9 protein-coding genes are annotated in these 14,185 nt (G+C 44.5%); 2 read left to right on the top strand and 7 right to left on the bottom strand.

What is annotated here, in order from left to right:
- Positions 1-8: 8 nt before the first annotated feature.
- Both Q3C19_RS07960 and Q3C19_RS07955 read left to right on the top strand, forming a co-directional pair.
- The gene (locus Q3C19_RS07960) at positions 9-1,484 is read left to right on the top strand and encodes a fimbrillin family protein (RefSeq protein ID WP_302728438.1); all 1,476 of its coding nucleotides are present in this window, start codon (positions 9-11) and stop codon (positions 1,482-1,484) included.
- A 22-nt stretch (positions 1,485-1,506) separates the two neighbouring features.
- On the top strand, positions 1,507-2,340 hold the full coding sequence (locus Q3C19_RS07955; RefSeq protein WP_302728436.1) for a fimbrillin family protein: 834 nt from the start codon (positions 1,507-1,509) through the stop codon (positions 2,338-2,340).
- A 142-nt stretch (positions 2,341-2,482) separates the two neighbouring features.
- On the opposite strand, the gene Q3C19_RS07950 is transcribed toward Q3C19_RS07955, so the two are convergent.
- The 7 genes from Q3C19_RS07950 to Q3C19_RS07920 all read right to left on the bottom strand — a co-directional run bounded on the left by Q3C19_RS07950 (position 2,483) and on the right by Q3C19_RS07920 (position 14,135).
- Positions 2,483-4,543, bottom strand: a complete 2,061-nt coding sequence (locus Q3C19_RS07950) for an acetate--CoA ligase family protein (RefSeq protein WP_071148113.1) — start codon at positions 4,541-4,543, stop codon at positions 2,483-2,485.
- 107 nt (positions 4,544-4,650) lie between these two features.
- The gene (locus Q3C19_RS07945) at positions 4,651-5,763 is read right to left on the bottom strand and encodes an FN3 domain-containing metallophosphoesterase family protein (protein WP_302728506.1); all 1,113 of its coding nucleotides are present in this window, start codon (positions 5,761-5,763) and stop codon (positions 4,651-4,653) included.
- Between the two features lie 244 nt (positions 5,764-6,007).
- Positions 6,008-7,684 (bottom strand): RagB/SusD family nutrient uptake outer membrane protein, encoded by a 1,677-nt coding sequence (locus Q3C19_RS07940; protein ID WP_302728434.1) that lies wholly within the window; start codon positions 7,682-7,684, stop codon positions 6,008-6,010.
- 22 nt (positions 7,685-7,706) lie between these two features.
- Complete coding sequence (locus Q3C19_RS07935) at positions 7,707-10,940, bottom strand: TonB-dependent receptor (protein WP_302728433.1); 3,234 nt, start codon at positions 10,938-10,940, stop codon at positions 7,707-7,709.
- A 189-nt stretch (positions 10,941-11,129) separates the two neighbouring features.
- Positions 11,130-12,113: a FecR family protein gene (locus tag Q3C19_RS07930; RefSeq protein WP_302728431.1), complete on the bottom strand. Its 984-nt coding sequence runs from the start codon at positions 12,111-12,113 to the stop codon at positions 11,130-11,132.
- A gap of 125 nt (positions 12,114-12,238) precedes the next feature.
- Positions 12,239-12,841, bottom strand: coding sequence for an RNA polymerase sigma-70 factor (locus Q3C19_RS07925; protein WP_277120754.1), 603 nt, complete (start codon positions 12,839-12,841; stop codon positions 12,239-12,241).
- Between the two features lie 454 nt (positions 12,842-13,295).
- Entirely contained in the window at positions 13,296-14,135 is an 840-nt protein-coding gene (locus Q3C19_RS07920) for a PepSY-like domain-containing protein (protein ID WP_302728428.1), read from the bottom strand.
- Between the last annotated feature and the right edge of the window lie 50 nt (positions 14,136-14,185).

The raw sequence follows: 14,185 nt of genomic DNA, 5'->3' as shown, positions 1-14,185 counted from the left end.
TTCGTAACATGAAAAAGTTTTATTTATTTTCAGGCATGATTGCCTTTGCAGGCATCTTGGCACTTAATTCGTGTACCAAAGCTGAGATTGATGACAATGAGTCGGGTAACGAAAACCCTGACATCGAGCAGAAAGACGATTTTGTATCGTTCAGTGCTGAAATCAATCCTCTTTCCAGAGCTACGGACACAAAGTTCGATGTGCAGGATAATATTGGTGTATTTGCTGTAAAATCAAACGGGAATGACAATAAGGGTATTATTCAAAGTTCCGGCAATTATGCAGACAATGTGAAATACACTTACAATGGCTCAAGGTTTACTTCTTCTAATGGAATAGAAATTGAAGAGGACGGAACCCAATATTACTATCATGCGGTATATCCATATACTGCAGATGCAAGCGACTATTTTATGTTCAGCATTAAGAGCGACCAGACAGGAGACAATTATACCCTGAGCGATTTGTGTACTGCCCATACAGCTGCCACTTCTTCAAAACTTGTTGATTTGAAATTCAGTCATAGATTGTCCAAGCTGATTGTAAATCTGGAAGGAAGCAACTGGCCCAGTGGTGACTATACTTTGAAACTAAACGACGTTTATACCAATGCATCTGTCGACCTGAATGCAATGAACTTCTCATATGGAGATAGAAAAGGCGAAGTAATTATGGCCGCAAACGGGAATATGAGTTATAAGGCTGTTCTTCCCCCACAGACATTGGCAAAAGATAATTTTGCAACCTTATCTATTGGAAGTCAGGATTATCTGGTTACACTCAATAATTCTCTTACCATGAGATCTGGCATGCAGTATGAGATTTCTCTGACATACAACAACAATGCTGTAACAGTAGAATTTACAGGTGATATTTATCCTTGGGGTGAGGAAGATGACAGATTTGAGGATGTGGTGCCTGATGATATACGCGAAGCCTTAGATGACTGGATTCCTATATACACAGGAGTTAATCCACCGATAGTGGAAGGTACTTATTTCGCTGATCCATTAGAAACGGTTCATTGTGAGGATGAAGGTATGGGCGGATATGATCCTGGCCATATAGTCGAGTCTCTTATTATCAATTTCAGCAATCAGAACACTTCTGACAATACAGTTGATTATAATGAAAGAGAAGTAGATGGCAGCCATGTAGGAGCAGGCGATGGTGCATTCATCAGCGGTTCAGGAAATAACTTCACAGCTTTCTTCAATGTTACCGGTTCTACTAACGGCATTAGTACTAAGACAGCCTTGATTATTTCAGGAACAAAATCAAGCAGTGGAATATCCAACCTGTACTATGCTTTTGTAATGGTAGAGAAAGGCTATGACCCTGACAATGAATTGATGAAAGAAGGGGTATTCAGGGTTTTCAAGGATAAGGACGGACTGTCTGTAAATACATCATGGACAAGAAGCAGAAGCACTATAGAAGTTGACAGCAGTAATTACTATTCTGTATTTAGTAAACTGAAATAATCAGAACCATTAAAACAGTCCTATGAAACTTTTCAAGATTATGGGTTTGATGCCTGTCTTATGTTTCTGCGCATGTTCCGAAGTTGAACAACCTGAACACTCACCGGAGTATATAACTTTCAGTCCCGCTGTCACCGTGTCAAGAGCCACAGATACCGCTTTCGACAGGAATGACAAAATAAGCGTTTTTGCTGAAATCGACAACGGATACAATACCTCCGGCAGCATTGGCAGCAACCCTTATGCGCATAATGTACCTTACTCGTACAACGGAAGCAAATTCATAGCTATGAGCGAAGGGATTGAGTTAGAACATGCAGATGACAAATTGTTTTATTATGCAGTCTATCCATACAGTGCTGACATGCAAAGAGAATTCACATTCTTGTGCAAACACGACCAAAGTGATTACACTGATTATACACTCAGCGATTTGATGGTGGCATATAATGATGAATCTACAAGCAGCCAGTCGGTCAGCTTGAAATTCATCCATATACTATCCAAAGCGGTTGTTAATCTGGAATATTCCGGTATTGAAGTGTATCGTGTAACACTTACGGACGTGAATTACGCTGCGAATCTGAATATGGAAAAGAATACCATTGCCACGTTGTCCGCAAAAGGTGACGTAGTGATGTGTCCCAACGGTAATAAGTCCTTCAAAGCAATAATACCCTATCAAACCATAAAGGAAGGCACTGCTTTTGCAATGATAGAAACAAACATCGGGAATTACCGTGTCACGGCATCGAACGATATAGAATTAGACCTTGCGGAGCTAAAGAATATATATGTCAGGATAGATAACACCAAGAGGGGAAATTCCAAATCCTGCAATGCTTATACAAAGTAAAAACAATCAGTCCCGAACCGGGTGCGAATCACAATGGTTCTTTCCCGTTCGGGACTAACAATCTAATTCAAGTTCGATTTAACTTCTTAACTTCCAAAGGAATATTAAATTCGAAACTTTAAAGAACGATTGCCCGCTACGCCTACTTCTCAATACGTATCCGTGCATCCACCGCAATCACATTCTTTTCGGTAGCCAGCAAAGGATTGATGTCCATTTCTTTGATCTCCGTAGCAAAGCGAAGGAGGGTGGAGAGGCGGACAATAATTTCGGCAAACTTGTCTTCGTTGACGCCCTTCTGGCCACGTGTACCCTTGATTATCTTATAGGCACGGAGGGAGTGGATCATGGAGTAAGCTTCTTCGTAGGACAACGGAGCGAGACCCGATGACACGTCTTTCAGCACTTCGACAAAGATGCCTCCCAAGCCGCACAGCACGACGTGGCCGAACTTCTCCTCGTACTTGGCACCGATGAACAGCTCCGTACCCTTCAGCATGGGCTGCACCATGACAGCAGTCACTTCGGGCAGCTGCATCATACGGTCGAACTCCAGCGCCAGGTGCTGCTCGGTCTTGATGTTGAGCACCACGCCACCTACATCGGACTTATGGACAGGGCCTACCACCTTCGCCACAACAGGGAACCCTGCACGCCGGGCAAAAGCCAGTACTTCTTCTTTCTTGGGCGACACAAACTCGTCGACCAACGGTATGCCTGCCGAATGGAGCAAAGCCTGTACCTGATTGGGGGCGATGTAGCCGTCGGTATCGATAGAATCGATGATGCGGCGGATGCGGGGCACGTCGACGCCAAACAATTCGATTTCGTTGGCGGCTGGACGCGGAGCATTCATGATGCGGGTCAGGGCAGTGCCCAGTGTCACCTCGTCGGCAAAGTTCACGTGGCCTTTCTTCAGGAAGTCGGCCACCTCGGCTCCGGCCGTATTGATGGAAGGCAGAATGGGGAAAATCGGTTTACGGCAGGTCTGCATGGCTTCGTGCAGCACGTCGTACATCTCGAACATCGTCACCAGACCCGGCGTACCGAAGATAGCCATCACGGCGTCGATGTTGTCGAACTTGTTTTCGCAATAGTCCAGACACAGTTTCAGGTGCTGGGGCGTACCGGTAGCCAGGATGTCGATGGGATTGCCCACCGCCGCACCGGGATAGAGTTGCGCTTTCAGTTCCTCGGCCAGGGGACCTTCGAGCTTCGGCACGTTCAGTCCGCCCTTACTCAGAGCATCGGTCAGCATCACACCCGGACCTCCGGCATGGGTGATGATGGCAAAGTTCTTTCCACGGAGTTCGGGCAGGGTAAAGATACAGCCTACGGTGGTCAGCTCCTCGCGCGAATAGCAGCGCACGATGCCTGCCTTACGGAAAAGAGCTTCGACAGCCGAATCGCTGCTGGCAATGGCCCCCGTGTGCGAACTGGCCGCACGGCTTCCACTCTCGCTGCTTCCGGCCTTGATGGCAGCTATCTTGCAACCCTTCTTGATGAGCGAAGAGGCGTGGAAAAGCAGACGGTCGGGGTCGCCTATGCTTTCGATATAGAGCAGCTTGATGTGTGAGTCACGGTCGGGGTCGAAATGCTCGTCCATGTATTGCAACACGTCTTCCACTCCAATCTGCTTGGCATTACCCACCGACCATACGGAATTAAATTGCAAGCCTTTAGTCACGGCACTTTCCAGAATGAAGACAGCCGTGGCACCCGAACTGGAGATGAGATCCACACCCTGTGGATGCAACTGCGGAATGGGCTGGCTGAAAACACTGTGATGCCATGCATTCATGTAGCCGATACAATTGGGGCCGATAAGGGAGGCACCGTATTGGTTCACCGTAGCCAGTATGCGGTCTTCGAGCAAGGCTCCTTCGTGCGTCTCCTCACCGAAGCCCGCCGACAGAATGATGAATGCCCTGACCTGCTTCTCGGCAGCCAGCACATCTACTACATCGGGACACATCGGAGCCGGAATGGCAAGTATAGCGAGATTGGTTTCGGGAAGGTCCTTCACGTCGGCATAAGCCTTGACGCCCTGTACTTCCGCCTCTTTCGGATTGACGGCACGCAACTCACCGGCATATCCGCCGCTGATCAAGTTTCTCAGTATAGCCCCTCCCGGCTTGTGTACATTATTCGAAGCCCCTACCACGACGATGCTGGCAGGATGCAGTAATTGGGTTGTAATCATAGAGCTTTCTTGAATTAATTCACGTATATTTCACAAATATACAATAAATATACAGAAAAGAAAACGTAAAAGCCGGAAGTTTATAATGTATTTATATTGCCTGCCTGTCAGAACTGGTGCTCGTCTATTATTTTTCCGTCCATATCGCGCATTCTTACAGACAGCTTACCATCCTTTACACATCCTTCCATTACCGTATTCCACGAATTCACCCAAACCGGGAATTTGACTTCGTGCGAAGGAGGCTGATAAAGCATTCTATGCAAATGTCCACAAAGCATGACGTCAATGCCAGCTTCGTTTAAAACAGGAACAAATTTACGGAGCACATCATCTTGCCCGTGCCAGCGAGCTTTTTTGTCGGTTAACGGAGGCATATGAGCAATTACAATCCGATAAGTAGCTTCCTGAAAATCTTTCGACTGTACCGCTTCCTTCAGCCAAGCAGCCTGCTCGGTACGATAAGTGTCATAATCGGTTATTCCACTGTATTCAATATCCGAATCGGGTTTGTCTTCTCCGGTATCTAAAACGAGAAAGCATACCGGCCCCTGACGGAACATAAAGTACAGATTCGGTTCATGTGGAGAAAAAAGCTGCTGGAATTCTGTTGCAAAAATGCCACGTGTTTCGTGATTTCCACGCGCGTAATACATTGGTTTCTCACCAGCGAAAAGCCGAATGCTTTCGTCCATAAATCCCGAAAAAATAGTGTCACGATCAGGTACATACGACAGCATATCGCCATTAAAGAAGATCATGTCCTTATTTTCGAAACTGGCAGCTTTCAGTAAGCGAGAAATATCACCCTTACGCCCATGAATATCATTGATCATCACAAAAGAAGTTTCCTTTTTCGTACGATCGTTTGTAGTAAACGTTAATGGTGCTTTTTTATATACATTGGTAGAAGCCACTTTGCCATAAACCACTTGTGATCCTTCGAAACTAAGTACTTCCTGTGCAAAAACACGGTAACGATAGGAAACTCCCGGCTCTAATCCCTTTATTCTTACGGTGTGAATATCACTCACCTTTTTCACGCCATTAGTAGTATCAAAATATTTAGGTCGTTCACATAGATAAAAAGAAGAGCTGTCATCCGGAGCTAATTCCACCCAGCCTACAGTAGGTTTATTGCTTAACCATACTATCGAAACCTCATTCTCGCCTAAGTTCTGCAAATAAGGATAATGACTGATAGTCACTTTCTGGGCCATTACTCCCGTACAACAGAAGTAGAGAAGGACTAAACACAAAGAAATTTTAATTGTACCATTCATAATTTATCTTTAACTTATATCAAGTTTACTAATGAGCATTTTATTTCTGTATCTAAAGAAAAAAATCCTCCCTTCCTTATAAACCGCCCAACGTCAGAAAAGCAATTAACAAAGAAAAGGAGGAAAAACATGATGCTAAATGTTCTGGTAAACAATATTTTTCAAAAAGTATCTGGCACGATTAATTGTATCCCGGATTCTGTACCAGCTTAGGATTCTTTTCCAACTGCGCCTGTGGAATCGGCCAATAGCGCATATAAGGCTCGAATTTACGATTCTCTATCAGACGGTCTTTTTCTTGCAGTTCTGATGCAGGAGTAATAACTGCACGACGAGTCGGATCGGGCTCACTATAGTCAATAGTACCTACCATGTGGTATAACGGACCATTCATAACTGTTTCAGCCACCATTTTACCATTTTTGTCTTTCCAACGGAGAATATCCTGTCTGCGGAGTCCCTCTCCAGCCAATTCAATAGTCCGCTCGCGACGAACCAGTTCGCGAATCTTATCCTGCGTATTATATTTACTGCGATCCACCTTAATATGTCCTCCACGCTGGCGCAACTGATCAATCAGGTCGAGTGCTTCCGAAAGGTTTTCATTCAACTCTACATTACATTCAGCAATAGTCAGCAATACCTCTGCGTAACGAAAGAGAATGGGACACAATCGATCGTTCTTCAGCGAAGGAGAATATTGATTAATGGTAGGCAAAGCATACTTCGCATAAATCATACCTGTGGCCGATGCGTTGGTAGCTGCATCATAGTAATCTGCATTCTTTTTACCGTTAATCTCCTTGTCAAGAGTATTAATAATGCGATTTCCACTTTTGCCCTCCCAATCCATACCTGGGTAAACTACAGTATTATAGAGGCGTGGATCACGATCTGCAAAAGGATGTCGCTCGTCATAACCCGATCCTTCCTCTTCAGGCATCAGACCGTTTTTCATTTCGAACATATCCACCAAGTTTTGTGTAGGAACAAACGAAGCCCAGCCTCCATCCTGATTATTGTAAAGACGTACCACATCACCAAACTTATACAAGTCCTCTATATGTTGATCGGCATAAATGATTTCTTTAGAAGATTGTCCGTCAAGACTAAACAGCTTGATAAAATCCGGCTCCAATTCATAAAGATTCAGCGCACAAATATCATTGGCAGCCTGACGGGCTGTTTCCCAATCATCATAATAAAGATGCGCGCGCATCTTTATGGCCAAAGCTGTGCCTTTTGCTATACGGCCTTTCTGAGCCGGTGCATCAGGCAGATCGGGAATTGCTTCGTCCAACTCTTTATAGATAAAGTCTCTGACCGCTTCTTCCGACGAACGTTCAACCTGTGCAGCTTCTGCTGTTTCCGTCGGTTCCGTAATCAAAGGAATGCCTCCAAACCAATAATTAATGACCAGATATTCCCAAGCACGGATGACACGAACCTGTGCAATCATATTCTTACGGTCTTCTTCATCGGCAAATGTCGGTTTTCCGATATTTGCTAGAAAAACATTACAGCGGGCAATAGATTCATATTTATAATAGTTTGGCACTTTGTTTGGATTCAATTCGCCAGTGGCTACATACTTATAACTGGAAGATCCTGTACGGTTAAAAGAAATATCGGACATACAGTCATTAAAGAAAATGTAATTAGGTCCTGTACATTGGTCGAACCACCAGTTGTAGCAGGCAGTCAGTCCAGCCTCGGCATCTGCTTCTGTTTTCCAGAAAGTTGCCGGAGTAATAGCGTCGTGAGGAGCTACATCAAAGAAATTATCGCACGATGAAAGCAGGAAAGAAAACACTCCCGCACATACTGCATATTTGGATAATCGAATTATATTCACCATAATTATCTGTTGTTAAAGAAGGTTAGAACGTCAAGTTGATACCAAAAGAATGTGTAGTCAGGTTGGGGAAAGTACGCACACTTCCATCTCCGCTTTCCGGATCTATATCTACCGGAAGATTATCGAACGTAAACAAATTCTCGCCCGAATAATACAAACGCGCATGGCTGATACCTAATCTGCTCAGCCAAGCAGACGGGAATGTATAGCCTACCTGCAGATTTTTCACACGGAAGTAATCGGTATCAAAACACCAGAAGCTGGAACGGGTGGATTGATGGTTAGGAGAAGATGTTCCCTCAGTAGGACGCGGGAAAGAACCATCCGGATTTTCTTCAGACCAAGCGTCAAGCCAAGCTGTAGAAGGCTGTGAAACGTCGCCCTTAAAATCACCAACCACTTGTTCGGTAAAATATCTGCGCGTACCAGTCACACCCTGACCCATTACAGCCATATCAAAGTTCTTCCATGAAGCACTAAAACTGATGCCATACGTAAAGTCCGGTTGATTGGTGCCTACCAGATCTTTATCGTTCGATGTCAACTGTCCGTTTCCATCTACATCGCGGAATTTAAAATCGCCAGCCTTGAAATCGGACTTGAAAGGGTTACCGTATTTTTCCTGATAAGCAGCAGCTTCCTCATCGCTACGGAAAATCCCGTCTACAACATACGTATAATAAGAATTATAAGGCGCCCCTACCCGGTTGATGTAATAATCATTAATCATTTCGTCTACTTCGCCCAAGTTAAGAATTTCATTGCGGTTATAAGCAAAATTAGCAGCTGCACCCAATGTCCAGTCTCCAAAACTTTGTTGCCAATTGGCAGACAGTTCTACACCTTCATTTTCCATTGAACCGATATTGGCCATATAAGCTCCGAAACCAAAAGTAGCCGGTACTTGTACATCCATCAGCATATCTGTTGTCTTACGATAGTAGTAGTCTAACGACACATTAAAATGATCCAAAAAGCTCATGTCAATACCTACACCGGTCGTTGTACTGGTTTCCCAAGTTATGTCAGCCTGTTTGTAACCTACCTGGCAGATACCGGTGTAAACTTCATTGTCGAACACAAAGTTCTTCCCGATGCTATAGGTAGAAAGAGCCGGATAATAATCGTCAATAGCCTCTTGATTTCCCAGTTGCCCCCAGGATACACGCAATTTCAATGACTGCAACCAGCTTTTTGCACTTTCCATAAAGCGTTCCTCAGAGATGCGCCAACCTGCTGAAATTCCAGGGAAATATCCCCAACGGTTATCTTTATTGAATCGCGAAGAAGCATCAGCACGGAAATTCAATTCCAGTAAATATTTACCCATATAGTCATAATTTATACGACCAAAATAGGACATCAAAGCAAGTTCGCGAGAGTAACCGCTATTAGTTTGCGAAGAAGCCTCACCACCGTTCATATCTGTGATATCGTTAGTTGGGAAACCGGTTCGACTAGCACCTAAGGTCTTATAATTGTACTTTTCCACCCGGTAGCCAGCTAAGCCTTTCAGGTGATGTCCGCTAAACGTCTTGTCGTAGTTCAGAAAAGCATCAAACGAATAGCGGTTGCTCATTGTCATGGTTTCATCCAGTTCATTAGGGCCTTGATATACATTCTCATTCAATTGAATGTCTTTCATAAACGCCTTGTAGTCGGATGTATTCATGGTATAAGCACCTTTAGCAGTCAGCTTCAGGCCATCAATGATCTTATAATCGGCACTCATCACACCTGTAAAGTTCTGTCCTTTATGCAAACACCGTTGTCCCATATCCAACCACGCAATGGGATTACCATCCGAATTCGAACTGTAAGTTCCATCTTCATACTTATAAGGCATCCATGTAGCCAGTGTATTGACCAAGTTGATGATTTGTCCCGAACCATCATTATAACGGCTGTTGTTAGGCTCCCACCAATAATTGTTGATGTAAGACAGATTGGAATGGGTCTCCAAACGGTCATTTACCTTAATATCAATATTGGAACGTACATTAAACTGTTTACGGCCACTATTGCGCAAGACGCCGTCTTGTCCAAGAAATCCAATGGAGTTCATATACCGGAAGAATTGATTTCCACCAGAAACACTGACGTTATGCTTATGTATAAAACCTGAATTATAAGCCAAATCGTACCAGTTCGTATTGGCGTGTTCGTACGGATCAGTACCGCTTTTAAACAATTCTATATCTTCGTCGCTGAAGCGGGCTGTTTTATTGCTATTTTCCAATGCCATATTATAGTAAAGAGCCGCATCCCACGAATTCATACGTTCTACTCTTGCCGTAGGTGACTGAAAGCCGACACTACCATTATAGCTCACTCTGGGTTTACCTTCACTACCTCGTTTGGTCGTAATCAAGATAACGCCGTTCGAAGCTTTCGAACCGTAAATGGAAGCAGCCGCAGCGTCCTTTAATACAGAGATAGACTCAATATCGTTGGCATCCAACTGGTTAATGGAACCTTCCTCTACACCATCCACTAAGATATAGGGATTAGCGTTATTCAGTGTTCCCTGGCCACGTACCCGGATGGTGGCACCGTCAGCACCTGGCTGACCATCACTCGAAGTGATTGTTACACCGGGCATCATGCCCTGAATAGCTGTAGAAAGCGCAGTAATAGGACGCCCTTCCAATTCTTTCTGCGACACCGAAGCCACTGCTCCAGTCAAATTCACCTTAGTCTGCGTGCCATAACCAACCACCACAACTTCCTGCAGCAATTGATTGTCCTCTTTCAAGTGAACGGTCGAAGGCATTCCTGCTTTCACAGTCAACACTTCGGAAACATATCCGATGAACGAAATCACCAATTTGTCACCATCGCTGGCATTGATAGAGAATTTGCCGTCTATATCGGTCAGCACACCGGTCGACGTGCCTTTCAGCAGTACATTAGCTCCTATAATAGGCAAGTCGTTAGCATCAACTACTACTCCCGATACGTTCCGGGTTGCATGATGTTCTACCGATTGTGCATTCGATCGGGTACCGATGGTAATCGTGTTGTTTTCCTGCTCGAAACTCAATCGGGTCTGAGAAGAAATCTGCTGAAGAACTGATTGCAAAGATGCACCAGAAGCTTTAATCGTAACACGAGGAGAAGTGCTGATGACATGTTGGTCATAGAAAAACTTAACTCCTGTCTGTTGTCCCAAAAGCTTAACTACATTCTCTACTGTTTCATTCTTTACATCTAACGAAACAGCATGTTTCTGCTGAGCCCATACATGCTCTGGCAAAACCGATAAACATGCAAAGAACAAAAATGCAATAAATAAATTAGCATTTTTGTTTTTCTTTCTGAGTCTAGAAAGATAATTCATAGATTGTGCGTTTTTTAATTCTTACTTATTTACCTGTTGTTTTTTTGGAGTCTCCGCTAAAGAATACACCCAACGCACAAAATGCTGGGGAGACATTAACTTTTTTTAATCCTTATAGAATAGTACTTCGTTTCCCTTTATGCTATAGTGAATGCCACTGGTGTATTGAATAGACTGAAGAACAGCCTCCAAACTTTTATTCTCATGCTCACCCGAGATTATATTGTCGAACTTCTGCCCCTTGGCAAAAACAATACGGCAATTGTACATACGCTCCAATTCTTTAGCCACATCGTGGATAGGAGTAGAAGCAAAGCGCAGGCTACCATTGCGCCAAGTAGCAACAGCACAGTCTTCGCACAACTTGCTATATTCGCCCTGTGTCCGATTGACAATTACCCGTTCATTAGCCTTCAGCCTCATCATAGCCTCGGGCATATCCACCTGTACTTTTCCGCTTTCCACGTCTACATAGGCTGTCTCGTCGGAAGAATAAGATTTGACATTAAAAGTAGTGCCCAACACACGTACATCCAAGCCGGGAGCATCAACCACAAAAGCCTGTTTCTCGTTACGGGTAACGCAAAAATAAGCCTCACCCTCCAGCGAAACCCGCCGTTCCTTGCCCACAAAACGATTGGGATAACGTATCTGTGAACAAGCATTAAGCACCAAACATGTACCGTCAGGCAAACAAACCTTCTTATGCTCGCCAAAAGAAGTAGAAGCTGTCAGATAAGTAATCTGTCCGTCTGCCACATATCGGAAATAGTAAATACCACCCCAAACCAGGCATAACACTGCCGCCACTCCCGCTACAGCATGCCACAGACGGTAATATTTTTTCGACTTGTTTCCATTAATACGATGCAACAGCTGGCGGGCTTCATCTTTATATTTTTCCCGCTCCACATCCGTTTCAAACTGGTGGAAAGAGGATTCTTCCCAAATCTCTGCCGACATATCATTGAACAGTTCATCGGATGAACCTGTCCGGCATTCTTCCAATAACCGTCGGGCCTCCTCTGTTGTATAAAGATTGTCTACATAACGATGCAACAGTGTTCTATCTTTCTTTTTATCTTCCATACCTAATTTAAAATCGCAACTACAAAATTCTTTCTAAAGACATGTTTCATTTATATGACATATACACTATAGAAAGAAAACACTAGGGTGTGATTAACATCATTTAACCATATCGTTTATCTTTTCTAGAAACGCAAACAAATAAGCAACAATACAAGGTCAGCATACGTCACAACATATTTTTTCAGATAACTCCGAAGAATACGAAGAGACGAAGAAATATGTTCCTGTACCGTATTGACAGAAATCCCCAAAGCCTCTGCAATCTCACGATGAGACATTTGCTCCTCTCGACTCATTTCAAAAATCTCACGTTGCCGATCAGTCAACTGATGCATGGCACTAGAAATCAGGTTTCGGAGATCGTTTGCAAGGATATGCTGCCGGGTATCATCACTATAATCTACAGCTTGTGACAGGATATAGTCACGCAGATTCTCCTCCTTTTCCAGATTGCGAAGCTGGTTCAGAATACGGTTACGGACAATGGTATAAAGATAAGAAGAAAAAGAAGTATCGGGATTGATAAAACGTCTTCCCTGCCAGATGACGGTAAAGGCATCCTGAAAAACATCCTCTGCATAGTCGCGCGACTTCAGGAAACGCATGGCAAAATAAATAAGCCGGTTCTTATATGCTGCATAAAGTTCACAAAAAGCCTCCTCGTCTCCATCAATCAAGCGGAGTACCAAAGTACGTTCATCCTTTAAAGTTTCAATCGCATACATACAGATTTGTTCATTGGTTCAATTTGCACTGCAAAAGTACGCCAACCATGTTACAAACGTGTGTAATATGACAGAAAGCACATCAAACATAAGGGAAAGGAATAACCGGATATAGTAAAAGCATACAGCTATGTAGCAGGAAGAATGCTCCCATCCTTTAGACAGCTTACATCTCGCGGCGCGAAACGTACATCCCGCGTGCTGAGATATGCATCCCGACTGCCGAGATGTGCATCCCGGCATGCGAGATGAAACGAAAGTAATGAGAAAGATGATAGAAAGGTAGGGAAGAGAGGGGAAAAGGAGTAATGAGGGGCATGACAAAGACAGACCTTATCCAGGCACACCAAAGGACTGAAAAAGAAAAGGAGCACAGAAGTACGCCGGTCATTGAACACCCGTTTCGTACTCTGTGCCCCTCTCTATCTGGAAAACGGTCAAGAAAATACAACCGTTATTGCAGCACCGTTCCGTCCGCCTGCACCTTTACATATACATCCTGTTCGCCTTTCTCCAGTTCGATCAGGTAGTAATCGCCGGCAGGAGTCTGCACGTAGTCGGCATCGTCCATCACGAAACCGGCATGAGCGGCCAGGGCTGCGTCTTTTACAACCTGCGGAACATCGGTCAAACGTATGTCCCACGAAGTGGAAACCCACTCACCGGCAGTAGTGAAGCGTACTTCTTTCGCCGTGCGGTCGTGAATGATGTCTACCTCTACCCAGTTGGCCTCGTAGTCAGTCTCTACAATGCTGGCACCGGGATAGTTCTTTTCGATAAAGGTACGCATGGCATCTGTCAGGTCGGAAGGCAAGTAGCTGCCGGCGCCACCGTCCGTATCGGGTACTTCCTTTACGAGAATACCGTCAACATTGTAGTGCAGATCCATTTCCTGATTGCCCGACTCTACTTCAATCACGTAGACTGTCTCCATCGCTCTGCGTTCTACCATGTCCACGTCTTCTACCTTCCACTGGGCATACTGGCTGCTTTGGAAAGCGCTTCTCACCGCTGCAGGCAGTACATCGTAAGGCAGGTCGGTCTCGGTCATCTGCCAGATGCCGTCGGGAGTAAACCAGGCATCGGCCTCGTACCGGTCATTATAGAATTCGGCTACGTAGTGGGCACCTTCCGTCTCCCACTTCACCACTTGTGTATTAGGATATTTCTCGGCAAAGGCATTTTGCAATTCGGCCGATACGGCAATACCTTTGTCATCATCGTCGTCACAACTTTGCAAGTTCAGACTCAACAGGCCAGCTGCCAGCAACATAAAAAACATCTTCAGTTTCATAATCATTTCCTTTCTTTTTTAGTTAATCATACTCATTTGTTTGCTGCAAA

It is taken from the genome of Bacteroides sp. ET489, from assembly GCF_030518095.1.
Classification (GTDB): domain Bacteria; phylum Bacteroidota; class Bacteroidia; order Bacteroidales; family Bacteroidaceae; genus Bacteroides; species Bacteroides ndongoniae.
Note: the sequence above shows the minus strand (reverse complement) of the source record. Positions and strands in the feature narration are given on the sequence as shown.